This window comes from Thiohalorhabdus sp. (genome assembly GCF_036628635.1).
Classification (GTDB): domain Bacteria; phylum Pseudomonadota; class Gammaproteobacteria; order Thiohalorhabdales; family Thiohalorhabdaceae; genus Thiohalorhabdus.
In genome coordinates, this window is sequence record NZ_JAZKRM010000031.1 from 1 (window position 1) to 25,652 (window position 25,652).

Consider the following 25,652-nt stretch of genomic DNA (forward strand, 5'->3'; position numbering starts at 1 on the left):
CCGACCTGCTCGCCGAGTACGGCCTCGACGCCGCCGGCATCACCGCCCGGCTGCGGGCGGGGGCCTCCGTTGCACGGGACGTCGCAGGTCAGTAGGCTAGGCTTACCTGATCGGATTACTCACCCATAGAGGGGTCGGCCTGAAGCCGGCCCACCGCAAGGGCTTTTGTCATGACCGTGACGAATCGCAAGGCTGCCAAGGACGCCATCGAGGCCGAAAACCCCGATTCCCTGCCCGATTGCGCCAGCCAGATCCCCGATACGCAAGGCCTGCCCGACCAGCGGCGGATTCCCATCAACAAGGTGGGCATCAAGGACATCCGCCATCCGGTCCGGGTCAAGGACCGCAGCCAGGGCGAGCAGCACACCGTCGCTCACTTTAACGCCTACGTGGACCTGCCCCAGCACTTCAAGGGCACCCACATGTCCCGCTTCGTAGAGATCCTCAACGAGCACGAACGGGAGATCTCGGTGGAGTCTTTTCGCAGCATCCTGGAGGAGATGCGGAGCCGGCTGGAGGCGGAGCAGGCCCACCTGGAGATGGCCTTCCCCTATTTCATGATGAAACAGGCCCCGGCCTCCGGCGTCGAGAGCCAGATGGATTACGAGGTAACCCTGCGGGGCCACCTCAACCGCAATGCCTACCAGGTGGTCATCGAGGTCCAGGTGCCGGTTACCAGCCTGTGCCCCTGTTCTAAGTCCATCTCCGACTACGGCGCCCATAACCAGCGGTCCCACGTGACCCTCCAGGTGCGCGCGCGCGACTTCGTGTGGGTGGAAGACCTGGTGGAACTGGTGGAGGCCGAGGCTTCCTCCGATCTGTACGGCGTCCTCAAGCGTCCCGACGAGAAGTACGTCACCGAGCACGCCTACGATAACCCCAAATTCGTCGAGGACCTGGTGCGCGACATTGCCGCCCGCCTCGAGGGCGACGGCCGCATCCTGTGGTATACAGTGGGCGCCGAGAACTTCGAGTCCATCCACAACCACTCCGCATACGCCTGGATCGAGCGCGACAAGGACGAGCCGCTGCCCTGACCGGGTGTGGACTCCTGAAAAAACCCCACCGCCCGCAGGATCCGCCCCTGTGGGCGGTTTGCGTCCGGCGTGGTACCTTTTCTGGCTCGGAAACCTAGCCACCTTTTGATCCAGCAGTGGAGCGCGGCGCATGCGCCTGTCCCGGTACTTCCTACCCACCTTGCGCGAAACGCCGGCCGACGCGGAGATCGTCAGCCACCAGCTGATGCTGCGGGCGGGCATGATCCGCAAGCTGGCCGCAGGGTTGTATTCCTGGCTGCCCCTGGGCCTGCGGGTGGAGCAGCGGGTGGAGCAGGTTGTTCGCGAGGAGATGAACGCCGCGGGGGCCCAAGAGCTGCTCATGCCGGTCATACAGCCCGCCGAGCTATGGCAGGAGTCGGGCCGCTGGACTGACTTCGGCCCGGAGCTGCTCCGGGTGAGCGATCGCAACGAGCGCGAGTTCGCTTTCGGGCCCACCCACGAGGAGGTCATCACGGATCTGGTCCGCGATGAGCTGCGTTCCTATCGCCAGCTTCCGGCCAACCTGTACCAAATCCAGACCAAATTCCGGGACGAAACCCGGCCGCGCTTCGGGGTCATGCGGGCCCGCGAGTTCACCATGAAGGATGGCTACTCTTTCGAGGCGGACGAGGCCAGCCTGGACGCCACCTACGCGGCCATGTTCGCCGCCTACAACCGCGTCTTCCAGCGCCTTGGCCTCGATTTCCGCGCGGTGGAAGCCCGGACCGGGGCCATCGGCGGCTCGGTGTCCCACGAATTCCATGTGTTGGCCGAGTCCGGCGAGGACGAGATCGCCTTCTGCGGCGCGTGCGGCTACGCCGCCAATATGGAGCTGGCCGAGCTGCCTCCCCCAGAAGGACAGCGGCCGGCACCCAGCGAGACCCTGCACACCGTGGACACTCCGGGCGCCTACACCATCGCCGAGGTTTCTGCCTTACTCCATGTGCCGGCCGATCAGACGGTGAAAACCCTGTTCGCCGAGGGTCGGCACGGCGCCGTGGCCCTTGTCCTGCGGGGCGACCACGAGCTAAACGAGGACAAGGCCGCCGCCCTCCCTGCCCTGGGCGGCGACTTCCATTTCCTGGATCCCTACCAGATCCGTGACCTTGCCGGTGCCGAGCCAGGATCGGTAGGTCCGGTGGGCCTGGATCCGGAGCAGGTGACGGTAATCGCCGACCAGGACGCCGCCCTTATGGCCGATTTCGTCTGCGGGGCCAGCCGCGACGACCAGCATTTCATGGGCGTCAACTGGGGGGTGGACCTGCCCGAGCCGGAGGTGGCCGATCTGCGCTTTGCCGGCAAGGGCGACCCCTGCCCCCGCTGCCGGTTCGTCCTGGACACCGCCCGCGGCATCGAGGTGGGCCACGTTTTCAAGCTAGGCACCAAATACTCCGATGCCCTGGGCGCCACCTACCTCGACGCCGACGGCCGTGAGCGGCCGCTGGTCATGGGCTGCTACGGCATCGGCGTGTCCCGGGTGGTCGCTGCAGCCATCGAACAGAACCACGACGATGCCGGCATCCGGTGGCCCGCAGCCCTAGCCCCCTTCCAGGTCGTCATCATCCCCATTAACAAGAAAAAGTCCCAGCGGGTCGCGGACGCGGCTGAGGCCCTTTACGCCGAGCTGCAGGCGGCGGGGATCGATGTCCTGTTCGACGACCGGGAAGACCGTCCGGGGGTGCTATTCAATGACGCCGACCTGGTGGGCATCCCCCATCGCTTGGTGGTGGGGGAGAAGGGGCTGGACCGGGGGGTCTACGAATACAAGGCGCGTACCGCCGAGGCCGCGGAGGATGCCCCCATGGCGGAGGCACTAACCTTCCTTCGTCAGCGCATGGAGCCCTCTAACCACTGACAGGGTTTAACCGCGGGGGCGTTGCGGTTACCGTGGCTCAGGCGTTCCCGGACACAGTCCGGCAAGGGGAAGGCCCATGCATCTCACCCACATCCTAGCCCCGGTGGACCAGTCCGAGCAGGCTCGCGGCGCCGCCCGCTCGGCCGCGGAAATGGCCGTCCGATTCGACGCCGAGCTGCACCTGCTCAACGTAGTCACGCCGCAGCTAGTTTACGCCGAGTGGCCCGAGCTGGTGATGCCCCCGGAGGACTTGACCGAGGAAATGCTGGAGCAGTGCCGGCGCTACCTTGAAGGCCTGGAAGCAGAGCTTAGCGGCCTGGGAGCCTCGGTTACGGTCCATTGCCAGGAATCGGCCATGCGGCCGTTCGCTGCGATCAACCAGTTCGCCCGGGATCTGCCCGCTGATCTGGTGGTGATCGGCTCCCATGGGCGGACGGGCCTGCGCCACGCGCTTCTAGGGTCGACCGCTGAGAAGGTCGTCCGCAAGGCCCACTGCCCGGTTCTGGTCATCAAGTCGGCCGAGGCAGGGCCCCGCCTGGAAGAGGGAAACACCGAAGGCTGACGGTATGAAGGTCATTGTGACCCGCTGGGTCTGGGGGCTAGCCCTCCTGGGTGCCGTAGCCACAGCCCAGGCCACGGACACTCAGCTCAGACATGCCCTGGGGCGGGCCCTAGACGCGCCCCGACCGGCCACCGACCGGTTTGCCCAGCAGGTCTGGTTCCAGGACTATGTGGGCCGTCTCCGCCCGTTCGTTGACAGTCCGCAGCGCCGCCGCCGTCTCACCCGCATGGTGCTCGCGGAGGCGCAAAGGGCGAAAGTGGCGCCGGGCCTGGTGTTTGCCGTAATCGAGGTGGAGAGCGACTTTAACCGGTTCGCCCTCTCATACGCCGGGGCCCGGGGCCTGATGCAGGTAATGCCCTTCTGGCAGGAGAAGATCGGCCGGCCCGAAGACAACCTGTTCCACTCCCGTACCAATCTCCGCTACGGCTGCACCATCCTGAACCACTACCTGGATAGGGAGGACGGCGATATCCTGAACGCCCTCGCCGCTTACAACGGCAGCTCAGGCCGGACCGTCTACCCGGAAAAGATCTATCGTGCCTATCGGCAGCGGTGGCGGGAGGAATGACGGCAGTAATAAGTTTTAAGTGAAAAATCCGGCGAGGGTCTGTTTACAATTACTTTAAAGTCCAATATAAAGAGCTGTTTTTACTTAAAACTTAATACTTAATACTGCCTTCACAAAACCCGGAACCCCTCCAGCCCCTCCTCCGACACCTCTTCCCGATCCACCCTCTCGATCCATGCGGCCGGGGGCCCACCCGCGTGGAACCACTGCTCAAGACCATCCAGGGAGGCTTCGTCGCCAGCGGCCATGACCTCCACCGTTCCCTCGGGCCGGTTGCGCACCCAACCGCGAACACCCAGTTCTTGGGCCTTCTGCCGCGTGGAGTCGCGGAAGAAGACACCCTGAACCCGGCCATGGATGATATAGTGCCGTTGCATACAAGGCCTCCCGTCGATTACCGGTGGGACCTCTCCCGTTCATCCCCGATCAGTCTGCCATCCCTCCCCGCTGGGTAGCGAGAGGAGTCTCATGTTCTATACCTCTGCCGAAGTTCGCCCCCCGGAAGACAAGACCGCCCGACGCCTGGGCGGCATCGCGGACATCCTATTCCGCTACAGCCGCAAGGATTTCAATATACGAGTCGGCGGCCGCGAGCTGCGCTACACCAACAATCCCCGCTTCGTGGTCCGTATCGATAGCCCCGGGACCATTCGCCGGCTCCTGCTCCGCGCCAACCAGTACGCCGCCGCCGAGGCCTATGTGGAAGGCGAGTGGGACATCGAGGGGGACCTTTTGGAAGGGCTCAGAACCAAAAACACCCTTGCCGATCGCGCCGATACCTTGCAGACCGGGGAAAAGCTGAAGCTCCTGGTCAAGATCTTTTTGCTCTGAACCACAGAGACGACCGCAATCATGCTGCGCCATACCCGTGCCCGCGACCGCCACTCCATTGCCCATCACTATGACATCTCCAATGACTTCTACGGCCTCTTCCTCGACCCTAATATGGCCTACACCTGCGCCTATTTTCTCGAGGAAGAGACCGATCTGGAACGGGCCCAGCTGGCCAAGTTCGAGCATATTGCCCGCAAACTAAGACTCAAGCCCTATCAGTCTCTGCTCGACATCGGCTGCGGCTGGGGCTCGTTCATCGTCCACGCCTGCAAGCATTACGGGATTACAGCCCACGGCGTAACCCTCAGCCGGCAACAGGCCAACTACGCCAACGACTGGATCCGTCGCGAGGGTCTGGAGGATCAGGCGTTGGTGGAATACCGCGACTACCGGGATCTCGTCGGCGAGGCCCAGTACGACCGCGTCAGTGCCATCGGCATCGTGGAGCACGTGGGCTACCGCAATCTGGCGCGGTATTTCCACGGCATCCAGCGGCTGCTCAAGGACAATGGCCTTTTCTTGAACCACGGCATCAGTCGCGCCCGCGAGTGGCGGCCCAATCCGGGCAGCGACTGGATCAGCGATAAGGTCTTTCCCGAGGGCGAGCCGCCGTCGCTGTCCACGGTCATCACCCAGCTTGAGGACACTGCCTTCGAAGTTCAGGATGTGGAGGATTTGCGTGCGCACTACGCCAAGACATGCGCTGAATGGGTGAAGCGGCTCCAGCGCAATCACGAGGCGTGCCTCCGTCACGTGGACGAGCAAACCTACCGCACCTGGATCCTGTACCTGGCCATGAGCAGCATCTACTTCGAGGAAGGCCAGATTTTCCTCTATCAGGTACTGGCCACCAAGCGCATGGAGCGCTTCGCGCCGGTACCCCTTACCCGGGAGGACATCTATGCCTGAGGCGGGCTTCGACGCCGACGTGCTGGTCATCGGGGGCGGCCCGGGGGGATCGACCGCCGCGTGGGATCTGGCCCGCAAAGGAGTGGATGTGCTGCTGCTGGATGGTGCGGCTTTTCCGCGGGTTAAGCTGTGCGCCGGCTGGATCACCCCGCAGATCCTGGAGGCCCTGGAGCTGGTTCCGGAAACCTATCCCAACACCATTTCCGCCTTTACCTCCGCCGTCCTGTGGGTGGGGGATAAACCCTACCGGACCGATTACCAACAGCCGGTGAGCTACGGTATCATCCGGGCCGAGTTCGACCACTATCTTCTCGACCGGGCCCGGGAGGCCGGCACCCGGTTCGTCAACGAGGACGTCAAAACCGTTGCGAGCGAGCGTGAGGCCTTCACCGTCACCACTCGCGCCGGCAATACCTTTCGGGCCCCCCTGGCCATCGGCGCCGGCGGCTCCAAGGACCCCATTCGCCGCAAGCTAACCGAGCATGTCTCCGAGGAGCGCATGGTGGTCACGCTGGAGAGCGAGACCGAGGTGGGGGCGGACACCATCCGGGCCCACACCCCCTATTACGAGGTGCCGGAGCTGTTTTTGGAGCCGGACTTCAAGGGCTACGCCTGGTACTTCACCAAGGGGGATTTCCTGAACATCGGCATCGGCCGCCTGGGCGATCCGCGCATCCGGGATCACCATCCCCGCTTTCTGCAGCACCTGCGTGACCTCGGGCGGCTGACCCCGGAGCTCGAGGAACGGCTCACCAAATTCAAGGGTCATCCCTACAAGGTCTACGACCACGTGCCCAACCAGGCCCATGGCGACCGCTTTCTTTTGATAGGCGACGCCGCCGGGCTCGCCCGCCACTATTCCGGGGAAGGCATCCGCCCGGCGGTGGAGAGCGCCCGCGACGCCGCGGAGGTCGCCCGAACCGCCCTACAACGGGGGACCTTTTCGGCGGCCGCTCTGACCGCTTACCCTGAGCAGCTAACCGAGCGCTACGGGCCCCAGAAGGCCCCGGTCTTCGATCCCTCCGCCTGGATCCCCCACTCCTGGCAGGCTCGCCTGGTCCAAGGGATATGTCGCAACGACCGGTTACGCCGGGACTGGGTCTTCGGCAAGGTCTTTTTGTTCGATCCCGAGGCGGCGGTTTCCTGACCGGCTGGATTTCCTGGCTCCCTGCAAGCAAAAACGCTCCCCGCGGGGAAGCGTTTTTGCTTGCAGCCGGCTCACCCGGCCCTCAGTCCAAGATGACCCGCCCAGCCATGCCCGGGCGGAGCTCACCCTTGGGATTAGCCACCCGGACCCGAACCGGGTAAAGAGGCTCGTCGGCACCGTCTTCCGGCACCCGGGCCACCCGCACCACCTCGCCCTCGGCACGGTGACCATCCAGGCCGGGGACCTCAACCGTTAGCTGATCGCCTTCGGTCACCTGATCCAGGCGGTCTTCTGGCAGGCGCAGGACCAAGTCCAGTTGATCCAGGCTGCTCGCCACCCGGAACAATCGCGGCGGCTCCAGATTGGCGATCACGGTCTCACCCGGCTCGACGTTGCGCTTGATGACCACACCATCCAGTGGGGCCCGGACCCTGGTGTAACGGAGATCGACCTTCGCCGACTGCACGGCGGCCTCGGCCGCTTCTACCTCGGCCCCGTCGCTGGCCGCGTTGCGCTCGGCCACCTCCAGGTCGCGGGTGGCGGAAAGCCCTCGATCGTAGATCTTCTGCTGACGCTCCAGCTGGCGGGCCGAATCCTCCGCCTGGGAGCGGGCCTTTTCCGCCCTCGCCTGGGCCTCTTCCAGCCGGGCGCGGTATTGGTTGGGATCGATTCGGGCAAGCAGGTCGCCTTCGCTGACCGAGGCCCCCTCCTCGACCAGCACCTTCGCCACCGGCCCACTTACTTGGGCTCCCACATTCACCACCTTGCGCGGCTGGAAACGGCCTTCCACGGTAGCCGCCTTCTCTCCCTGGGCGTTAATCAAGGCCGGAACGGCCAGAAGGTAAACCGCGATAAGGATCCCTTTCCCGCTCATTACATCTTCTCCTTGCCGGCCAGCGATTCACCCACCAGCGCGTCCAATCGGTCAAAGGCCATGGCCAGGCCGTATTTCGCCTCGGCGAGCTTCATCTCGGCCCGGGTCTGGTTGGTTAGGGCGTCCCCAAGGTCCGTCTCCAGCTCCAGGACATACTCGGTGCGCGCCAGATCGGTCTTTAGCTGGCGGTATGCCACTTCGGTTTCCGCCGCCTGGCGCTTCTCCCGCAGGGTCTGGACCGCCAGATGGGCCTGGTAGATGTTTTCCTCCACGGTCTGGCGCAGCTGCAGCCAACGCGCCCGCGCCTGCTGGGTGCGGGCTTGGGCCTCCTCGGCCTGGGCGGCCAAGCGACCGCCCTGATAGAGAGGCGCCTCCAGGCGAATGGCGGCCTCCATATCATTGCGGAAATTGAATCGACGGGCGTAGTGCTGGGCAACCACCTCGCCGGTGATCCGCGGCCAGCGGCGAGCCTGGGAGGCATCGACGCGGGCCCGGGCCGCCTCCATGCGCTGGCGGGCCTCCACCAGCCGGGGATTGGCCTGCCAGGCTCGGTTGCGCAGCTCTTCAACATTGGGTAGCTGCCGCTCCAGGTCCGGCTCCGGTTCGGCCAAATCCGTGGGAATGGCATCGGTCAGTCCCATGGCGTGGGCCAACCGGACCCGCTCCAGCCTGGCATCGAGCTGAGCCTCACGGTAATTGCCCCGGAAGCGGCGGAAACGGGTCTCCCGCCGGGCCAGATCCACCGGCGAGATCTGGCCCAGCTCCTCTTTGCCCTGGCCGTAGTCCCACCGTACGAAGCCCACCGCCATGGCCTCGTTCCACACCTGCACCTCGCGCTCCTTCAAAAGCAGGTCGTAGAACTGACGGCGGATGGCGAGAACCCGCCTTTGGCGGGCATCGAACAGGGCCACTTCGGCAGCCTCTGCCTCGGCCCGGGCTGCCCGTGTAGTCGCCTCCCGTTCACCGAAGTCATGCAGTTCCTGCTCGACGGTAACCCGGGCTTCGGAATCGTCGGTGAACTGGCCTTCATTGGCCCCGCCGAACTGACGCCCCTGGCGAAGTATGCCCTCCGCGTACAGGCGAGGCTTGTAGTCGGCGCCAGCGGATTCAACAGCGGCCCGTTGCTCGTCGAGCTTGGCCCGCGCTTCGACCAGGCCGGGATGGTTAGCCAGGCCGATGCGCACCGCTTGGTCAATGGTCAGACCCGATTCGGGCAGCTCCGGTGGGGCAGCGTTCGCCACCCCGATAAATCCGGCCAGCGCCACCAGAACAACCAGGGTTCGTCTGTAACCGCCCGGCCTGCCCATGCGCAACCGCTCCTTGGTCAAGGTGCCCTGTTTCCGATCCACCTCCCAACCCCCGGTAAGGGGCTCAGTCAGCGGTCCCCGCGGTGGGTCCCAGAATCTGTTCGCGGTAAGCTTCCATCCTATCCGCCGGCAAAAGGCCAGCGTGCTCCTCAACCACCCTGCCTTCCGGGCTGATCAGGAAGGTTTGGGGTAGGCCCCGAAAGCTCCCGAACTTGTCGGCCACCTCCGGGGTGGCATAGGCCACCGGGTAGGTGATGTTCATCATGTCGACCATGTTGGTCACATTGCCCTTGGAGCGGTAATTAACCGCCAGACCCAGAACCACCGTATCCTCGTACTTGGTGTGGAAAGCCTGGAGATCGGGCATTTCCTGCCGGCAGGGCGGGCACCAAGGCGCCCAGAAGTTAACCAAAACTAATTTGCCGCGGTAATCGGTCAGGCTCAGGCGCTCCTTCGAGAGGGTTTCCACCTCCAGCGCGGGTGCCTTGGGAGCCCCAGGACTGGCCACGGGTACCAGCAGGAGGAGGGCCAGGGCAAGGCGGGCCAAGGCGACCGGTAGCCGCTCAGTTGTCATAGTGGTAGTACTTGTCGTTCAGATAGGTGGCCAGATCCTCGATGTCCTGGACGGACAGGTCCTGGGCCATGGCCTGGGTGCACTGGCGCTGGATCCAGGCCACTACCTCGGCCTGGTTGGTGGCGTTGGGGTTGTCGCGCTTGTGTACCTCGTCGGTATGGCACTGGCCGGCGCAATAGTCGCCATAGAGCTGTTCCCCGTGGCCGGCGTCACCATCCAGATCGGCAGCGGCGGGCAGGCTCGCGGACACCAGGAACAGACCGGCTATCAGAGGAAGGGCACGCATGACGCTCCTCCTTGGCAGCTCGGGCAGGAAGGGGACAGGATCTTTAGAACAGGCATTCTAGGCCACGCCCGGGAGCAAAACAACCGCGGGCGGAGGCGCCTTTCTCTAGTGTCGCGCCCCCTAGCCCCCTACAATACGGTTGGTCGCAACCCAGAAAGGAGCAGATAGTGGCCCAGCATAAGCGCATGGAGCAAGACAGCCTGGGTCAGTTCGAGGTGCCGGCGGATGTCCTTTACGGCGTCCAGACGGCACGCGCCTTGGCCAACTTTCCCGTCTCGGGTCGGGGCCCGGACGCCGACTTGGTTACCGCCACGGTTCACGTAAAACGGGCGGCAGCGGTGGCCAACCAGGCGGGGGGCACCCTCGACGAGTATCTAGCGAAAGCCATCCGAAGCGCCTGCGACCGCATCCTGGGAGGCGAGCACCGCGATCAGTTCGTAGTCGACCGGTTCCAGGCGGGGGCCGGGACCAGCCACAACATGAACGCCAACGAGGTCATCGCCAACCTGGCCAACCGGGAGCTAGGCGCCAGCCTCGGGGACTACGACCCGGTCCACCCCAACGACCACGTCAATCAGTCCCAGAGCACCAACGACACCATCCCCACTGGCATCCGGCTGGCCGTAGTGGCCAAGCTGCCGCGATTGGAGGCGGCCATCGGAGACATGGCCGAGGTCCTGGGCGGTTTCGGCGAAACCGAGGCGGCCACGGTCAAAAGCGGACGCACCCACCTCCAGGACGCCGTGCCCACCACCCTCGGCCGGGAGTTCAGTGCGTACGCCTACACCTTGGCGGAACAAGGCAGGCGGCTAAAGGCGGCGGCCGAGCCCCTCCACCGCATCGGTCTAGGGGGCTCCGCGGCGGGGACCGGTCTGAACACCCCGGCCGGCTACCGGGAAACGGCCGCCTCCGAACTGGCCCGCCTCACCGGCGCCCCCATTACCCTGCACCCGGACATGGCCGCCGCCATGCAGTCCATGGCCGACCTGGCCCATTTTTCAAGCCAGATCGCCGAGCTCGCCGGGGAGCTTACCCGAATCAGCAATGACGTTCGCCTTCTGGCCAGCGGTCCCCGCACCGGCCTCGCCGAGATCCAGCTTACGGCCGTGCAACCGGGCTCCTCCATCATGCCGGGCAAGGTCAACCCGGTAATGTTCGAGATGCTCAACCAGACCCTGTATCAGGTCCTGGGCCAGGACCACGCCGTCCAGGCCATGGCCCGGGCCGGGCAGTTGGAGCTCAATGTCATGATGCCGGCGCTGGGGTCGGCCCTGTTCGATGCCATGGAGTGGCTAACCGCTTCAATCGAGGCCGCCACCGAGCGCGGGCTCCGGGGCATGACGGCCAACCGGGAGCGCGCCCGGGACTACGCCATGGTCAGCGTAGGCTTGGCCACCCTTCTCAACCAGGCCATCGGCTATGAGCGGGCCGCGGAGATCGCCAAGGAATCGGAACAAACCGGCAGACCGGTGGCCGACCTGGTGGCCGAGCGGGGCCTTATGGAACGGGCGGATTTCGAAGCCATGGTTGTGCAGGCGGCGCGGGAGGGCCGGGTCACTCTGTAGCGGCCGAGCGGTCCCCGGCCTGGCGCACCATCAGCCAGATCCCCACCGCTACCATGGGCAGCGACAGCAGCTGACCCATGGAAAGCCCCATGACCAGCAGGCCCAGCTGGGGATCGGGGGCCCTGAAGTATTCCAAGCCGAAACGGGCCACCCCGTAGCCCAGCAACAACAGTCCGAACAACCGCCCGGCGCTTTGAAAGCGGCGCTCCAGGCCCCAGATCAGCAGGAACAGGACCACCCCTTCCAACAGGAGCTCGTAAAGCTGGGAGGGGTGTCGGGGCAGCCGGTCAACGTGGGGGAAGACCATGGCCCAGGGCAGGTCCGGATCGGCCGGCCGACCCCAAAGCTCTCCGTTTATGAAATTGCCCAGCCGCCCCAGGCCCAGCCCAATGGGGACGATGGGGGTAATGAAATCGGCCAGGCGCAAAATAGCCAAACGGTTACGGCGGGCGAACCAGACCACAGCCACTGCCACCCCGATGAGCCCGCCGTGGAAGGCCATGCCGCCGTCCCAGATGGCGAGCACCGACAAGGGATTGGCCAGGTAGTGGGCCGGGTTGTAGAAAACCACATAGCCCACCCGACCTCCCAGGATTACACCCAAAATGCAGGCGAAGGCAAAATCGCCTACCTGCTCTGGGCTCAGGCCCAGACGATGACGGCGCCGCAGCAAGATCCACCACCCTAGGGCAAAAGCCAGGGCGTACATGATCCCGTACCAGTGGATCTGGACGGGACCGAAGGAAACGGCAACGGGATCGATTTCCGGGTAGACCAGCACTAGTGTCCCGCCCTAGAAGTGCGTTGCCTTTTTGCGAGTCGAGATGGCGGGCGCCGCAAGAAACCGGGCCGCAGGCGGGCTGTCCGCCCTAAAGGCGCCCCGCCTTGTCTTTTAGATCGGCGAAACGGAGTGGCGGTCCCTGCCCGTCAAGGGCCGATGACGCCGCGCCGTCCGCCATATCGGCTCGCCCGCAGGCAGCCCCTGCGCCGGACCGGCGCTGCTTTGCGCCTCTTCGACGTGGGTTCACCATCCCGCCCCTGAGCCCCTTCCTTCCGGAGCTACGGGCACCCTCCCTAAGAGGCTCAGGGGCGGGATGCCTTGCTCCGAACCGGCGCAGGAGGCTCAAAAAGGTAACGCACTTCTAGGGCGGGACACTAGCGCCCGTAGCAAACCGGGCCTAGTCGGCGCTAGGCCGCATCAGGCCCTCTTGGCAAAATGAGGACCCCTTTAAGTCGATGTGAACCACGCGAGGCATCCCTTTTGGCGATTCGAGGCTGGCAAAAAGGCGTTTTCAAGCTTTCCCAGTGGGCGGTCAAGCTCGCTCGGGAAGGGTTCAACATCCCTGTCCCCCAATCGGTCCTTATCCGGATTGTGCGCAAGGTGGACGACCCTTCCGTCCGGGATCTCCGTCTCGAAGCCCGGGACGAAGACCGGTTGGTGCTGTCCGGACTCAAGAAGAAGGGGATGTGGGTCGATTTCTCGGCGACATTCACCCTGGAGCCCCCGGGAGAGGACGAGCCACCCCAGAGTCTGGCCCTGAATCTGGAGACCACCGAGCCTTTCTTCGCCCGCGGCCCCTTGCTCGGCGCCCTGGCCGGAGTTGACGGCATAAAGGTAAAAGGGGATCGGGCGCTGGTGGACCTGGGCGAGATCATCCAGCAGAACCAGTGGGGCCGGAAAATCCCGGAAGCGGTGAGGGGCCGGCTCCGGATCATGGAGGCTCACAGCAGCGAAGGCCGGGTCCAGCTCCGCTTGGGCCTGGCCTAGCCCGAGCCGGCAGCCAGCCAACTGCGCGCCAAGGCTCCCCGCGCGGCCCGGGCCACGATCACCGCTAGGGCCAGCCCCAGCAGGTCGGTGAGCCAATCCTCCATACTCATGCGGCGCCCCGGCACAAAGGACTGATGGAATTCATCAAGGGCGCCGAAAAGGGCGCCCACCACCAGGGCCATGCTGCCCACCACCGGCCGCGGCCAATCCGGGCGAATGCGGGCGACCGCGCCAGCACCGAGGACCCCCAGGACGAAATAAGCGGCTATGTGGCCGACCTTGTCGGCCCCCTCGAAAGGGGCTCTTGGGGCGAGCTCGCCGGGAATATGGCTGGTCAGCGCGATCAGGACCATCCATAGGACCCAAAGCCCTGCCCACACCCCGAGTCGGCTTTGCTCCGGATTCGCCATTCCTCGTCTTCCCTTGATTTTCGGGCTTGATCCGGTTCAGCGCTGGCGCAGGCCGTCCAGCAAAAGCCGGGTCAAGCCCTGGGCGAAGCCGTCGGCGTCCTCGGCAAAACCGGTTTCGGGCATGTGGTGCAAGGCTTCCCGGGCTTGGAAAAAGAACAACTGGGTCCCCACCAGAGTGACCGCCACGAGCGAGGGATCATGGTCCGGGTCGAACAGGCCGTCCTCCTGGCCCCGGCGTATGAGGGTCACCAGCCGCTGATGGTTCTGACCATGGACCTCCTCGGCCAGGGTCCGAACCCGTTCCGACTCCCCGTCCAAAAGCTCCCGCAGCACCAGCTGGCTGACACTGGCGTTGTCAAACAGATGCCGCATGAAATAGCGAGAGAACTCCGCCAGGGCGAGGTCCGCGGACTTGCCGCCACGGCCCGGATCCTGGAGAAAGGCGGTCGTTTCCTGGCAGGCCTCCTGGAGGACGTGATAGTAGAGCGCTTCTTTGCTGGGATAGTGGTGGAAGATGGCCGCCTTACTGATACCCGCCTCGCGGGCCAGGGCAGCCATGGAAACACCCTTGAAGCCGTAGCGGGCGAACAGCCGCGCCGCCACTTCCGCGATGTGGCCAGCGCCGTCAGCGGCCCTGGTATCTGGGGCCACCGTCCCCGTCTTTTCCAAACCTCGCCTCCAACGGCCCCCGGGGCCGCTTGGTTGCCGTTTTCATCCAGATTGTACGGTACCCATCTGGGCGCGCAAACCTCACAGCAGCCGCCAAGACGCGGACCCCGTCGGTTCCGGAAAAAACCATGGGCCGGGACCGCCGCAGCAGTCTCGGCCCATCGGTCCAGCCTGTTGGCCCTCCCGGAGATGCGACCACCTAAGGCCCGTAGGGGCCTACGACGGCTCGATGGCCAGAGCCAGGAAACCGCCCCCGGGCAGCCGGTTGCTCAAAAGGCCCTCCACCAGACGGGCCAGCAGGCCCCCTCCGGGAAGCCAAATGGCCGTGCGGACTCGCACCCGACACCCCGGACAAGCCCGGTGCGCCAAGGCCCGGGCCTCGCCTGGCGAGTGCCACCGGGCATGGCGGTAGCCTCCCCGGCCCGCCTTGCGTCGGTGCAGTAGGCTGTGGCGATTCAGCAGGCCCACCACAACCGGAGCCCGGCTGACCCGGAGCATCTCCGCCAGGGAACGCTCTTCCTCCGGAACGAAACAGAGACTGGTAACCGCCAGCACACCGTCAAAGCTCCCTTTCCGAAAGGGCAGGGCCCTGGCATCGGCGCCCACCCAGCCCAGGTAGGGGTAGCGCCGGGCGGCAAAGGCGCGCATGGACCGATCCGGTTCGGCTCCCACCGGGATGAAACCGGCACCATCGAACAGTGCCGTGAAGCGGCCGGTACCGGCGCCCACGTCCAGAACCCTGTGACCGGCGCCTAACCGCAGGAGGCGACGCAACAGCCGCCATTCCCGGGCCAGGATCCAGCTCCCCCGGGCGCTGTTGTACCAGGCGTCGTAATCGCCGGGATCCACGCTGCCGTTCTACATACCGGCGAACTGGAGGCGCTCGGAGACGGCGTCCAGGCCAGCCTGAGCGCATTTGCGGTCGATTTCCCCTTCCGGAGCACCGCTAACGCCCACACCCCCGATGATGGAGCCTCCTCCAGTTTCAACAATCAGCCCGCCAGCGGAGAACAACAGGCCATCGACGTGGTTGAGCGTATTACCGATACCTTCGCGGTTCTGAAGGACCTCATGGGTGTTTACGGAGAACTCCACCGCGGTGTAGGCCTTATCCTTGGCGATGCGGTAGCTCACCTCGGGCGCGTAGACATCCCGCATGACCACTTGGGCGTTCCCGTTGCGATCCACCACGGCCGCGGTCACCTGGTAGCCCTGGTCCCGACACGCCTTTACCGCCGCCTCGGCGATGTCACCGGACAGCTCCATGGACATCCGCTCCACCTTCATGACCGCCTGATCCTCCTGCGCACCTGCCGAGGCAGTGATCCCCAGGGAAGCAAAGCCCGCGATGAAGGCTGCAACCGATTTTCCGAAACGCATCGCCATGAGGGCTCTCCTTAGTTGGGCTGATTGGTTGGACGGAACAACAATACATGGCCTTGTGGCAAGGGCCAATCCGACTTGTTTCTCTTACCGGCAGGCGCCCTGGATGAGCCGATTGCTGCAGGGACTGTGAGCCGGTGCATCAAGGATAAAGGGGCCACCCCGTCTTTGCGCAATGGGCGCCACCTCGGGCCTGTCCGGTCGCGACCGGGAGCAATTGGCCACCCCGGACGCGTCCCGCCGAAAGCCAGGCAATACTGCCACCGGGAGCCAGCCCTTCGCTTCCGCGGGTGAGGACGGACTAGCGGGTAAAGGAACCAGCCCCGATGCATCCCTTAGGCGGTTTTGGGTAAAGGCCACCCTTCTTACGGGCCGTTCCCATCATCCGTCATGCCCGCTTGATTGTCATCTTCCCGGGCCTTCATCCGGAAGCCTCCCAGCAGTCCCTCTACTCGCTCCCGAAGGGCGTCCCGGCATAGATCCATTGCCTCTATCGCCGATCCATCGGCTCCGGCAGGGCAACTGTCGGCAAGATTCCATGATTTGACTCGAACGCCACGGATTCGGGCCGGCAAATCCTCACTCCCTTTGAAGTCAAGGAGAACGACGAGATCCCAGCTCGCCTCCAAAGCCTGGGTCCAGTTCGGGCACGGGCCGGTATCCCCGGAAACCACCCGCTCGTCCAGGACCCGTGTCAGGTCGGGCTGGCTCTCGCCGGCAACCATGGCAGCCGCTCCGGCCTCCACCCAGCGGGTGCCAAGCTCCCTCGCCCAAGCCTGGGCGATCCTTGCCCGGGCGCCTTCGCCCGGATCGATGAAAAGAATACGCGCGGGGCGCTTATACATGGATTGCTGCCTATTTGGACGGCGCCGTTTCGCGCCGGAAAGGGGATACGCGTATCCTGGGGGCCAAGACTGGCAGCCTTTTCCCCGGATTCCAAATGGCCGACGCTCCCGCACATACGCCGGTGTTGAGCTTTATTGCCTACAGCGGCACGGGCAAGACCACCCTCCTAGCCCGGCTTATTCCCGCTCTAACGGATCTGGGCATTCAGGTGGGTCTGATCAAGCACGCCCACCACGGTTTCGATCCCGATGTTCCGGGTAAGGACAGTTATCGCCTACGCCAAGCAGGGGCCGTCCAAACAATAGTTGCCTCCCCCCAGCGCCGGGCCCTCATCACCGAACTGGCAGAGGAACGCAAGCCGGAACTTGGCGAACTGCTGGAAGAATTGGATTCAAGCCGCCTGGACCTTGTCCTGGTGGAAGGTTTCCGGGGCGAGGCCATTCCCAAGATCGAGGTCTACCGCCACGACCTAGGCCAACCGTTGCACCACGGAAAGATCCCCAACATTATCGCGGTAGCCAGCGATGCCCCCCAAGCGATGGATGCGGGGGATATGCCCGTGCTCGATCTCAATCGGCCGGATGCCATCGCTGCTTTCATCGCGCAACATCTCCGCTCCGAGACCCTGGTCAACCCGCTGGAATCCACAATCACCCCCGAGGAGTCCTTGTTGGACGAACAGGAGTTCAAGCTCCGGGTAACGCGCCCTGAAACCTTTGACGAGATTGCCGAGGCCCCCGAGATCACCGAGCTTGCCGCAGGTCCGGCGCGGACCCTGGAAATGACCGCCGACTACATCGACACCGAGGATCTGCGCCTTGAAAAAGCGGGCTATGCCTATCGGATCCGATGGGAAGGGGATCACTGGATGGCCACAGTCAAGGCCGATGCTACGGGGTCGCCAACCGAAGGCCTGCATCGCCACCGGGAGTGGGAGACCCTAGTCCCCGGGCCCGCGCCGGACCTAGCGGTTTTTGACGATCCCGAACTGCGCAGCACCCTAGCTTGCCTTCAAGGCGACCGGCCCCTGATCACCCTCTTTCGGGTTACCATGGAACGCCGGATCCGCCACCTGGAGCTCCCCGGCGGGGCCCAAGCGGAATGGGCTGCCGACCGCGGCCGCATCCTGGCCGATGACCGGGCGGATCCGGTCTGGGAGGTAGAGCTTGAGCTCAAGGATGGTGAGCTACGCCCGTTGCGCGACCTAATAGGCCGTCTCCAGGAACGGTATCCGCTTGTGCCCGACAACCGCACCAAATTCGCCCGAGGTTTGAAGCTGGCGGGCTTGGAACCCCCGAGAGCCTAGGTTGTTGCTAGCGGCGAGGCACTCTTTGGCCTGCCCCCATCCCCACGCCTTCGCGAGGTTCGTTTGGCCAAGCCCCTGCTGAACGCGCGACTTCCCCTGGACTGGACGGCATTCGAGCCGACTCCGTCTGCGCCTAAGGGCAACGGTCTGCGTATCTTTTTGAGGACCTTGCAAGGGACTAGGGGCCGGGACTTGGCACCCCACGGCTCGCTGGACCCCATGGCCATACCCGGCCTTCCCTACTTACCGGCCCGGGCCCGCTTGGCTTTGATCGATCGCCTGTATGCCGCAGCCCGACCCTCCGACCCCCAGGTCCTTGACCGGTTTATCAACGCCTACCTTCTCCTGGCCCATCGGGGTTTCGCCCAGGTTCCCTGGTTATCTCCCCGGCGCAGGGCCCTAGCCCAGAGCACTCTGCGCGCGGTTGAGCTCATGAACAACCTGTTCCGAACCAACTGGCGCCAGCAGATGGCCGGGCCGGAGACCTGGTGGCGACGCTTTCTGGAGACTTTCCGGGCCGCTGGACAAGCCCGCCTGTTGGCCATCCGGCGACCTCTCTTCCAACAGCGGGGGCCCACAACGGTCCTGGGCGCGGCCACTACCACCTTACTTCATTCGGCGGCCAACCCCTTTGCCTGGGAGCCGGAGCTCCAGCCCCATTTGGAGCGCTTGCTGGGTCTCCTGGGCGAAGAGGCCTTGCTGTTCCCGGCGGCCTCGCCTTCGGCCTATGTAGAATCGGGGGCCGGACGCTTTCTCTTCGACGCCAACCGGGGTCAGCCTCCGGTGGCGCCAGAAATCTTGGCCACCAGCCACATTGAGGAAGCGGAGCCAAACTGGTGGATCCTGGATACCAACCGGGTCCTTGGCCGCCTAGCCGATCTTCGCCGCAACCTGGCCTTGAGCGCCCCGGCCGATCGGGTTCCCGATGTGGTCCTGGGCATCCCCGAGCCTTCCCGCAGCATCCTGATTCGACGGCTCGAGCAGTTCCTCACCAGCCGCCAGCGGGGACCCCGCATCCACTCTTCCGGCCAGGCGCACCTGGTAAGCGGTCTAGAACAAACGGTGCGCCATGTCTTCGCCCGCCGCTGGCGCGTAACCAACGACATGACCACCCTGGACACCAATGTCCGCCTGCAAAGCGAAATGCGAACCCGCAGCCTTAATCCATCCGAGCCCCTCGCTTGGCAAATCCGGGACCGCCATTCCGATGGCATCGGGCTTCGGGGCCCCGTCCCGGCCGGACCACCCATTGTCGGCAGGGTGGCCGGCATAATGGAGCTTGGCGACAACCGCACGCAGGTGGGTGATGGGCTACGGCCGGGGATTATTCGGTGGCAACGGATCCAACCGGATTCCGGGGAAAACGACGTCGGAATTGATTTGTTTTCGGAGAGGCCGATGGACTGCTGGTGCCGTATCGTTCATGGCCCTGGTGCCACCCTCCGGGAGTACCCTGCCCTTTTCTTGGAGGACAAAGCAGGAGAGGAGGCATCCCTGTTGCTACCACCCGGCCTGTTCCGGACAGGAGTCCCCGTCACCCTCCGCACGGATGATCGCGAATGGCCTGCGGAATTCCTTCGGATCCTAGAAATGGGAGTGCATTTCGAGCATGTGGCCATCCGGGTGAAAAGCCAAGGCTGACCGTCGGTGGGAGAAGCCTTGAACAAAAAAACGGCGGCCTAACGGCCGCCGTTTTTACGGGTACCCGTGATAGGGCTTAATATTGCTCCAGATACTCCATATCGGAAGCCTCGGCCTCGCCCAGGCGCCAGGCGCCCCGGGTCCTAGCATGCCGCACCGCGGCATTATAGGCATCATCCGAGACATTCCAGATAATGGAGAACTGCTGATCCGGATAAATCAGGTCCGGGTCGTCAATCCGGCCGCTATTGTTCTTGTAGATAAGCGGCCAAGCGAAGGGATCACCGTAGATGGCCTCGGCAGCGGCAATGTCCCAAAGATTGTCGCCGCTGCCCACAATGTAAGTTCCCCGCTCGCCGCTAGGGGCAACATTGAGGGTGCCGTTGGCCACTTGCTTGGATTTCTGGGAGGGCTGCTCGGCTTCTCCTGCGGGCCGCTCCGCCTGGCGGCTCGGGGCCTCGGCCCACTCGGACTCAGGGAAGTCGCCTTGGTTCTTGGCAGCCTGAGCGGCAGCCTTCCACTGAACCTGCTCCTCACTATGCTGGCTCAGGCCTGTCTCTGCCTGCCACTCGGCCTCTTCGGCGGCCTCGATGGCGGCCTCGTAGTTCCCTTGGTCGAAGCTGTTGCGGGCATTATCCAGGATGCCCAAAGTACTCTTCCAGAGGCCCCAGTCACCAGTCTGGCTGCGGGTCTTATCAACGGCGGACTCGGCTTCGGAAATCGCCTGAGAAGCTTGGGATTCCATATCTTCCTGGGCGGGCGCCTCCTCGGTCGGCTGGGTGGCACAGCCACCCAGAACCAGTGTCGCGCCCAGGACGATACCGCCGGCATACAGCAAACGGTTCGCTCGGGTCATAAGTTCCTATGCTCCTCGCTAGTGGGTTGATCAGAGCTAGTGGGTTGATCAGAGCGGGCTAAGTTGAGCCTACCATGCAGGGTTTCAACCGCCCAACAAGCGGCTCAACCGCCGGCAGTCCACTGACTCTCGGGGAAGTCGCCAGCGCTCTTGGCAGCCTGGGCGGCGAGCTGCCACTGGTCCCTTTCTTCCCGCCATTGCGCGAGCCCCTTCTCCGTCTCGTACTGAACCTCGTTGGCGGCCTCGGTGGCGGCTTGGTAATCACCCTTCTCCAGGCTCTTCTTGGCGTTGCCCAGGATACCCATGGTGCTCTTCCACAACCCCCAGTCGCCGGTCTCCTGGCGCACTTCCTGGACCATTTCCTCGGCCTTGGCCACCGCCTGCTCGGCCTTTTCGGCATCGCTCATCTTGCTGGTTTGACCAGCGCAGCCCCCAACAATCAAGGCACCGGCGATGATCGCTCCCAGGAACTTGCTAAATCGGATGTCCTTGCTCACGGAACCTGCTCCTTCCCCGATTGTGTTGAAAAGGCGGGTTGTCATCCTACAACCGTCGAAGCCTTCCTCCCCTCCACGCTAATAAAAAAGGCTTTAAACCGCATAGAGGAGGACTGCCTCGCTGTTTGGCCAAGCTTCCCCGTTTCGCCCCCTGTCGTCAAGGGCCCGGACATCCCCGGCAAGCGGCTTCTTGCCGTTTCCCCCGCCAAAGGGCAGAATAAACGGCTTATTAGTGACAGGGATTGTTGGTGCCACCCTGCCTCCGCGCAACCACACCATACTGGCGCAACCGGGCCATAGAGCTTTTAGCGGCCAAGCTCGCATTGCGCCCAGGAGGAACGTAAGCCGGTAACAAAATGAGTGTCAATACTTCCGGTTCATTTCACTGATCTAACATATTATTTGTTAAAAAATTCCTTATATAGATTCGTCTTTAACCGCCCTCGCGCGGGGATTGGCCCAGCTACCCCAGGAATGGTTCTATGCGCAAGCTACTCGCCCGTCCGACAGCACTCCTTTCGCCACCCGCATGGAACGGGCTGGCAATAACTGGACACCTGGGGGTTCTGGCCAACTCGCTGTCCTGGCCCTTGTGGTATAGCCCCGGCGGCCCATACCCGGAATGGATGCTTCTGAAGGTGGTCCCCCTTATCCTGCCGCTTCGGGGTCTGTTGCACGGTAGGCGACGGACGCATCAATGGGCGAGCTTTTTGACCTTGCCCTATATCATGGGATCGATAGCCGCCATCTACGGATTCCTGGCGTCACCTCGTTTCACCAGTGGGCTCGACTTGGTGGGGGCAATGGTTCAGCTGGTGCTGGCCGGCGTCATGCTGGCAGGCTGCATGTATTACGCCTACGCCACCGCAGGAAAGGAATTGGAGGAGGCCGGCGACAGCCAAAGCGGTTAGGCTATCCTGGAGCAAGCAGCGCCGTTACCCTAGTCCCCCCTCCAGGTTTCGGCCCGGACTTCCTTGGTGGTCCGGTCCAGAATCCGTTTGAGGGCCTTCGACCAGGCCTCGAATTGGTCCTTCAGCCGGGGGTTGAACATCCGCCCCACCACGGCCGGATCCACCACAGAAAGGTGGGTATTCCCTTTGTCATCCTCGTAAACGGTGATCTTGAGCGGCAGGTAAGGAGTCACCCGGGGATCGATCTCGCGCGCGCGCACAAACTTCTCTCGATTACCGAAAAACACAATCTTGTAGGGAGGCCGTTCGAAGCCGCTCCCGGCTAGCCCCTCGTCCACATTCTGGACGCGCATGAAGGAGAACCCTTCTTGCTCGATGGCGTTCTGCAGCTGGTTGAGGGTCCGCCCGGCATGAGCTCCGGAAATGGAGCGCTCCAGGAAGTTGGGGTTGGCATCGGCCGCCAAAACCGGAATAACCATCCCGACACTGGCGACGAGCAGGCCAAAGACTGTGAAAAGCTGTTTAAAAGTCATTTTAGAAGCTCGCTTCCTGCATGATCTTCAGATAACGCTCACTCACCAGGGTGCAATAGAGCTCAAGCCCCGGTTTGTGGAACAGGGGTGACAACGCCTTGGGATTGATGGCGCTCATCACCGTCTGCCCGCCGTCACGGTAGACCGTTATCTGGCAGGGCAGGAAGGTCCCTACCCGCTCGTCCGTCTGAAGGGCCTTGTCCAGAAGGCCGAAGCTGCAGAAATGCAGGACCCGGACAGGCTCTTCAGGCGTGTCGCCGGCCAATCCCTCGTAGAGGGTCTGTTGGCGGATGAAGACGAAGTTGTTGCTGTTGATGGCCATCTTCAGCAGCGGGATCAGCTCATCCACCGGGGTGTCCGTTCGGACCTCGATAACTGGTTTGGCCAAGGGATCCACCCCCTCTTCCCAGCTGCGGATAAAGGCCACCAGGTCGTCCAGGTCCCTATCGCTCAGGCCTCGCGCCTTTCCATGGGCCGCCATGCGGGTACTGCCGCGCCCCCGGGCAATGGTTGCCTTGATGAAGGCATCGCTTGCCGAGGCCAGGAACCCGGAATTGTTCAGCGCCGGGGCCACCACCTTGCTGTCGGGGCTAACCTCTTCGGGCGACCGTTTGGGTTGGTCGCCGCCTTCCCCCTGGGTCCCGTGGCATTCGGCGCAGTTCTGCTGGAAGAGCTGGCCGCCACGCTCCGCATCCCCCGGACCGACAGCAGGCACCTCGACCTGCACGCCCTCCTGCCAGTCCATCACAAACTTGGCGATGCGCTGCCGCTCTTCCTCGGTCAGCAAGTGCTGAAAGCTGGGCATAACGCGGCCGGGCCGGCCATGGCGGATGGAGGCGAGCAGGTAGTCCCGGTCGGCGGTGCGCAGGAAGTCCGGTAAATTTAGAGGCAAGCCGATACCCCCCTGCCCTTCGTCCCCGTGACAGGTAGCACAGTGCTCCTGGTAGAGGGCCTTACCGGTCTTCCCCGCCGCGTCCTGCGCAAGAGCATGAAGCGGAAGCAGGAAAAGACCTGCTACCAGAAGGCCAAAAGCCACTCGGCCAAAAGAACCGGTGAACTGCCTTGCGACCATGTGACGCCTCTTTGAGGGATGGATAGGTATTGCATTTCAGCAAAATCTAATAAAGCTCGCCTGGCGTCAACCTTAGGGCCCCTTCTCTGGGCCGGGCTAGCCAAACCTTTGAGACCGTTGACCCCAACATTTGGAACCGGATGATCGACCGGCTATGGGATCCCGAAGACCTGCCGACAAGGCTGCTGCCACTTCTCTCTGGCAGAGCCTTGGTCCAAGACCCGGACCAGTTGGCCAGCTTTGGTTCGGAGCGGCCTTACCCATCGGCTCATCGGACCTGTTTTCCCCTCTGAAGGTTAACCCTATCCCGGCGTTACATTTCGCAACGACAAAATGGCCCCCGGCGCACCGGGGGCCACAAACCGACGAGGGAGGAGGGGAGGCCTAGCGCAGGGCCACGTTCTTGAACAGCATGAAGTACTGGAGGCCGATCTCGTTGCCCATGGAGCTTCCGATATCGTCCGCCACATCGTTATCCGGGGCGCTCAGGTCGCGAATGCGATAGTTCAGCGACCACTGGCCCTTGGCGGGGTGATTCCAGTACTGCAGGCCCAGGGTGACGGTCTCGAACTTGCGCTCATCCGCTGACGAATAGTTGTCGGAAGTGCCGCTCAGCCGGTTGAGCACATCGTACCGGGCCTGGACCCCCAGCTTGTTGGGAATGGGGAAATACCCGCCTTCCACGTACCAGCCGTTGAACTCATTGTCGTCGCCCGGGGCGATCTGCGGAAGCACGTTGTTGGTTCCCAGATTACCCCCACCGCCACCTCCAAAGGATGGATCGCTGACCGGCGGGGCGGCGCCGTTGAACACCATGCCGTTGCCCCAGATGTATTCGCCGCTGAACCGGTAGGGCTGCTTGTAGACGTGGAAGCCCACCCCCTGGCGGTTGCGCTCGAAGTCCTGCTCATTGGACTGGTAGACCCCGTCGCCGTTGTCGTCGAAGCGGCGCTCGCCTCGCTGAGCCCATGCGAACAGCTTGATGTCCTCGCGCCGGGGACCGCCCCGCTTCACGCCGTCGAACACGTAGGCGGTCTGCGCCCGCAGGTAGAGGTCCAGGTTGTCGTCGTTGTCCAGGCGGTTGATGCCGTTGCCGTTGCCCACAGCGGCCGCCCAGGTGGCCTCCCACTTGTCCGAGAGCTTGATCTCGTCGAACAGCTGCAGGCCAATATCGCGGAAGGCCGAGATGGACCCGTCCATACCAGCCTTGGATCCGGAGTTAGCCCGGACATAGCGCTCCAGAACCTGCTGGCGGGTCACCTCGGAGAAGTTGATGTAATCGAAGGACATGATGCCGCGGCTGCCCTCGTCGGTCATGGGCATCTTGAACTGGCCGAACCGGAAGCTGACACCCGGCTTCCACGGGTCCTCGCTGCCCCCGCCGGCGAAATTCCGATAGGTCACCGAGGCGTCGGTCAGCTTGGGGCTGATGCTTCCATCCTGATCATCCAGGCGGGTGATGCCGTTTTGCCCAAACTCCGCCAGAAAAAAGTAATTGATCTTGTCGTTCACGGGGTGCATAACCCCGCGCGCTCCCAGCCGGGCGCGGAACAGGCTGAACGACTGGTTGGACGTCCGGTCCGGGCCCAAGGTGTTGAAGATGGGCCGATTGCCATCGATGCCCACAGCCCCTCCGGTATCGATCTTGTCGCCGTCATCCACCTGCCGGAAAGTGGGCTGCATGAAGCCCCACATCTGCAGTGTATGGGCCTTGCCGAAGGGCTCGGTGCCCTGCAGCAGGATCCAGTTGGACGCCTGCGCGGCACTCGCTCCGCCCAGTCCAACGGCGATTGCCGCGGCAACGGCTGTATTGCGGATTCGCTTAGCCATTCCGTGAACCCCTTCCTTAAGTAATTCGGTAGCCCTGTCGGTTCCCATCAGGGCCGGATGTAGGCCCAGCCCTGCTCCTGGCGTTCCAGGATCTGAACCACCCCGCCGGGCACCGTGCGGCAGCCCTCGACCAGATCCATGAGTTCCTTGTCCATCTTGCTCATGGTGTTGGAGCAGGCGGAGAAAGAGACGCCCTGCTTCATCATGCTGGCGATGCGCTTCTTATTCGAATTGTCCTCGAACAGCATGCGCAGGCCGGGGCCGTAGGCCACCACTTCGATCTGGATGCGGTCGGGGCCATAGTGCTTGAGCAAATTGGCCACATTATTGAGCACGACCTTCTGCTTGAAGGCATCACCCTCGGAGATCTGGATCACCACGTGATGCTCGGCCAGGCTGTCCTGCTCCAGCC

General features: G+C 63.8%; 29 protein-coding genes. 12 read left to right on the forward strand and 17 right to left on the reverse strand.

What is annotated here, in order from left to right:
• Nucleotides 1-170: 170 nt before the first annotated feature.
• The 4 genes from folE2 to V5A19_RS10100 all read left to right on the forward strand — a co-directional run bounded on the left by folE2 (nucleotide 171) and on the right by V5A19_RS10100 (nucleotide 4,022).
• A complete protein-coding gene (gene folE2, locus V5A19_RS10085; RefSeq protein WP_332319161.1) occupies nucleotides 171-1,037 on the forward strand; it encodes a GTP cyclohydrolase FolE2 in 867 nt (288 codons plus the stop codon).
• A gap of 130 nt (nucleotides 1,038-1,167) precedes the next feature.
• Entirely contained in the window at nucleotides 1,168-2,892 is a 1,725-nt protein-coding gene (locus V5A19_RS10090) for a proline--tRNA ligase (protein ID WP_332319160.1), read from the forward strand.
• A 76-nt stretch (nucleotides 2,893-2,968) separates the two neighbouring features.
• Nucleotides 2,969-3,454, forward strand: a complete 486-nt coding sequence (locus V5A19_RS10095) for a universal stress protein (RefSeq protein WP_332319159.1) — start codon at nucleotides 2,969-2,971, stop codon at nucleotides 3,452-3,454.
• Between the two features lie 4 nt (nucleotides 3,455-3,458).
• The gene (locus V5A19_RS10100) at nucleotides 3,459-4,022 is read left to right on the forward strand and encodes a transglycosylase SLT domain-containing protein (protein ID WP_332319158.1); all 564 of its coding nucleotides are present in this window, start codon (nucleotides 3,459-3,461) and stop codon (nucleotides 4,020-4,022) included.
• 110 nt (nucleotides 4,023-4,132) lie between these two features.
• Here the strand turns inward: V5A19_RS10100 and V5A19_RS10105 are convergent, their stop codons facing one another.
• Nucleotides 4,133-4,399 carry an acylphosphatase gene (locus V5A19_RS10105; protein WP_332319157.1) on the reverse strand — a complete coding sequence of 89 codons (267 nt, stop codon included), beginning with the start codon at nucleotides 4,397-4,399 and terminating at the stop codon, nucleotides 4,133-4,135.
• Between the two features lie 91 nt (nucleotides 4,400-4,490).
• On the opposite strand from V5A19_RS10105, the gene V5A19_RS10110 reads away from it, so the two are divergent.
• Genes V5A19_RS10110 through V5A19_RS10120 form a run of 3 tightly spaced genes read left to right on the forward strand, consistent with a single transcriptional unit; the run spans nucleotide 4,491 to nucleotide 6,912 of the window.
• A complete protein-coding gene (locus V5A19_RS10110) occupies nucleotides 4,491-4,853 on the forward strand; it encodes a hypothetical protein (RefSeq protein ID WP_332319156.1) in 363 nt (120 codons plus the stop codon).
• A gap of 21 nt (nucleotides 4,854-4,874) precedes the next feature.
• The gene (locus V5A19_RS10115) at nucleotides 4,875-5,765 is read left to right on the forward strand and encodes a cyclopropane-fatty-acyl-phospholipid synthase family protein (RefSeq protein WP_332319155.1); all 891 of its coding nucleotides are present in this window, start codon (nucleotides 4,875-4,877) and stop codon (nucleotides 5,763-5,765) included.
• Nucleotides 5,758-6,912, forward strand: coding sequence for an NAD(P)/FAD-dependent oxidoreductase (locus V5A19_RS10120; protein WP_332319154.1), 1,155 nt, complete (start codon nucleotides 5,758-5,760; stop codon nucleotides 6,910-6,912). The genes V5A19_RS10115 and V5A19_RS10120 overlap by 8 nt, the downstream gene beginning before the upstream one ends.
• Before the next feature lie 82 nt (nucleotides 6,913-6,994).
• Here V5A19_RS10120 and V5A19_RS10125 read toward each other — a convergent pair whose 3' ends face one another.
• The 4 genes from V5A19_RS10125 to V5A19_RS10140 are packed head-to-tail and all read right to left on the reverse strand — an operon-like array spanning nucleotide 6,995 to nucleotide 9,953.
• Nucleotides 6,995-7,786, reverse strand: coding sequence for an efflux RND transporter periplasmic adaptor subunit (locus V5A19_RS10125; RefSeq protein ID WP_332319153.1), 792 nt, complete (start codon nucleotides 7,784-7,786; stop codon nucleotides 6,995-6,997).
• Nucleotides 7,786-9,135, reverse strand: coding sequence for a TolC family protein (locus tag V5A19_RS10130; protein ID WP_332319152.1), 1,350 nt, complete (start codon nucleotides 9,133-9,135; stop codon nucleotides 7,786-7,788). The genes V5A19_RS10125 and V5A19_RS10130 overlap by 1 nt, the downstream gene beginning before the upstream one ends.
• Nucleotides 9,136-9,157: 22 nt before the next feature.
• Entirely contained in the window at nucleotides 9,158-9,667 is a 510-nt protein-coding gene (locus V5A19_RS10135) for a TlpA family protein disulfide reductase (protein WP_332319151.1), read from the reverse strand.
• Nucleotides 9,657-9,953, reverse strand: coding sequence for a c-type cytochrome (locus tag V5A19_RS10140; RefSeq protein ID WP_332319150.1), 297 nt, complete (start codon nucleotides 9,951-9,953; stop codon nucleotides 9,657-9,659). The genes V5A19_RS10135 and V5A19_RS10140 overlap by 11 nt, the downstream gene beginning before the upstream one ends.
• Before the next feature lie 167 nt (nucleotides 9,954-10,120).
• Here V5A19_RS10140 and V5A19_RS10145 point away from each other — a divergent pair, with 167 nt between their 5' ends.
• On the forward strand, nucleotides 10,121-11,518 hold the full coding sequence (locus V5A19_RS10145; RefSeq protein ID WP_332319149.1) for an aspartate ammonia-lyase: 1,398 nt from the start codon (nucleotides 10,121-10,123) through the stop codon (nucleotides 11,516-11,518).
• Here the strand turns inward: V5A19_RS10145 and lgt are convergent.
• Entirely contained in the window at nucleotides 11,508-12,299 is a 792-nt protein-coding gene (gene lgt / locus V5A19_RS10150) for a prolipoprotein diacylglyceryl transferase (protein ID WP_332319148.1), read from the reverse strand. The genes V5A19_RS10145 and lgt overlap by 11 nt on opposite strands.
• A 480-nt stretch (nucleotides 12,300-12,779) precedes the next feature.
• On the opposite strand from lgt, the gene V5A19_RS10155 reads away from it, so the two are divergent.
• On the forward strand, nucleotides 12,780-13,286 hold the full coding sequence (locus V5A19_RS10155) for a hypothetical protein (RefSeq protein WP_332319147.1): 507 nt from the start codon (nucleotides 12,780-12,782) through the stop codon (nucleotides 13,284-13,286).
• Here the strand turns inward: V5A19_RS10155 and V5A19_RS10160 are convergent.
• The 5 genes from V5A19_RS10160 to V5A19_RS10180 form a co-directional block, all read right to left on the reverse strand.
• Nucleotides 13,283-13,696: a VanZ family protein gene (locus V5A19_RS10160; RefSeq protein ID WP_332319146.1), complete on the reverse strand. Its 414-nt coding sequence runs from the start codon at nucleotides 13,694-13,696 to the stop codon at nucleotides 13,283-13,285. The genes V5A19_RS10155 and V5A19_RS10160 overlap by 4 nt on opposite strands.
• A gap of 36 nt (nucleotides 13,697-13,732) precedes the next feature.
• Nucleotides 13,733-14,365 (reverse strand): TetR/AcrR family transcriptional regulator, encoded by a 633-nt coding sequence (locus V5A19_RS10165; protein ID WP_332319145.1) that lies wholly within the window; start codon nucleotides 14,363-14,365, stop codon nucleotides 13,733-13,735.
• 216 nt (nucleotides 14,366-14,581) lie between these two features.
• Nucleotides 14,582-15,214: a class I SAM-dependent methyltransferase gene (locus tag V5A19_RS10170; RefSeq protein ID WP_332319144.1), complete on the reverse strand. Its 633-nt coding sequence runs from the start codon at nucleotides 15,212-15,214 to the stop codon at nucleotides 14,582-14,584.
• A 9-nt stretch (nucleotides 15,215-15,223) separates the two neighbouring features.
• Nucleotides 15,224-15,751 (reverse strand): GlcG/HbpS family heme-binding protein, encoded by a 528-nt coding sequence (locus tag V5A19_RS10175; RefSeq protein ID WP_332319143.1) that lies wholly within the window; start codon nucleotides 15,749-15,751, stop codon nucleotides 15,224-15,226.
• A gap of 362 nt (nucleotides 15,752-16,113) precedes the next feature.
• Nucleotides 16,114-16,593 (reverse strand): hypothetical protein, encoded by a 480-nt coding sequence (locus tag V5A19_RS10180; protein WP_332319142.1) that lies wholly within the window; start codon nucleotides 16,591-16,593, stop codon nucleotides 16,114-16,116.
• A 95-nt stretch (nucleotides 16,594-16,688) separates the two neighbouring features.
• On the opposite strand from V5A19_RS10180, the gene mobB reads away from it, so the two are divergent.
• On the forward strand, nucleotides 16,689-17,900 hold the full coding sequence (gene mobB, locus V5A19_RS14375; RefSeq protein ID WP_443081445.1) for a molybdopterin-guanine dinucleotide biosynthesis protein B: 1,212 nt from the start codon (nucleotides 16,689-16,691) through the stop codon (nucleotides 17,898-17,900).
• Nucleotides 17,901-18,092: 192 nt separating this feature from the next.
• Nucleotides 18,093-19,541, forward strand: coding sequence for a hypothetical protein (locus V5A19_RS10195; RefSeq protein WP_332319141.1), 1,449 nt, complete (start codon nucleotides 18,093-18,095; stop codon nucleotides 19,539-19,541).
• A 76-nt stretch (nucleotides 19,542-19,617) separates the two neighbouring features.
• Here the strand turns inward: V5A19_RS10195 and V5A19_RS10200 are convergent, their stop codons facing one another.
• Both V5A19_RS10200 and V5A19_RS10205 read right to left on the reverse strand, forming a co-directional pair.
• Nucleotides 19,618-20,397 carry a LysM peptidoglycan-binding domain-containing protein gene (locus V5A19_RS10200; protein ID WP_332319140.1) on the reverse strand — a complete coding sequence of 260 codons (780 nt, stop codon included), beginning with the start codon at nucleotides 20,395-20,397 and terminating at the stop codon, nucleotides 19,618-19,620.
• 104 nt (nucleotides 20,398-20,501) lie between these two features.
• Nucleotides 20,502-20,894, reverse strand: a complete 393-nt coding sequence (locus V5A19_RS10205) for a hypothetical protein (RefSeq protein ID WP_332319139.1) — start codon at nucleotides 20,892-20,894, stop codon at nucleotides 20,502-20,504.
• Between the two features lie 482 nt (nucleotides 20,895-21,376).
• Between V5A19_RS10205 and V5A19_RS10210 the strand changes: the two genes are divergently transcribed.
• Complete coding sequence (locus V5A19_RS10210) at nucleotides 21,377-21,805, forward strand: DUF2069 domain-containing protein (RefSeq protein WP_332319138.1); 429 nt, start codon at nucleotides 21,377-21,379, stop codon at nucleotides 21,803-21,805.
• A gap of 29 nt (nucleotides 21,806-21,834) precedes the next feature.
• Here the strand turns inward: V5A19_RS10210 and V5A19_RS10215 are convergent, their stop codons facing one another.
• The 4 genes from V5A19_RS10215 to V5A19_RS10230 form a co-directional block, all read right to left on the reverse strand.
• Nucleotides 21,835-22,338, reverse strand: coding sequence for a DUF302 domain-containing protein (locus V5A19_RS10215; RefSeq protein WP_332319137.1), 504 nt, complete (start codon nucleotides 22,336-22,338; stop codon nucleotides 21,835-21,837).
• Nucleotide 22,339: 1 nt separating this feature from the next.
• The gene (locus V5A19_RS10220) at nucleotides 22,340-23,410 is read right to left on the reverse strand and encodes a c-type cytochrome (protein WP_332319136.1); all 1,071 of its coding nucleotides are present in this window, start codon (nucleotides 23,408-23,410) and stop codon (nucleotides 22,340-22,342) included.
• 384 nt (nucleotides 23,411-23,794) lie between these two features.
• Nucleotides 23,795-25,240 (reverse strand): hypothetical protein, encoded by a 1,446-nt coding sequence (locus V5A19_RS10225; protein WP_332327780.1) that lies wholly within the window; start codon nucleotides 25,238-25,240, stop codon nucleotides 23,795-23,797.
• A 47-nt stretch (nucleotides 25,241-25,287) separates the two neighbouring features.
• The coding region (locus tag V5A19_RS10230) for a DsrE family protein (RefSeq protein ID WP_332327781.1) at nucleotides 25,288-25,652 on the reverse strand (365 nt) is incomplete at its 5' end.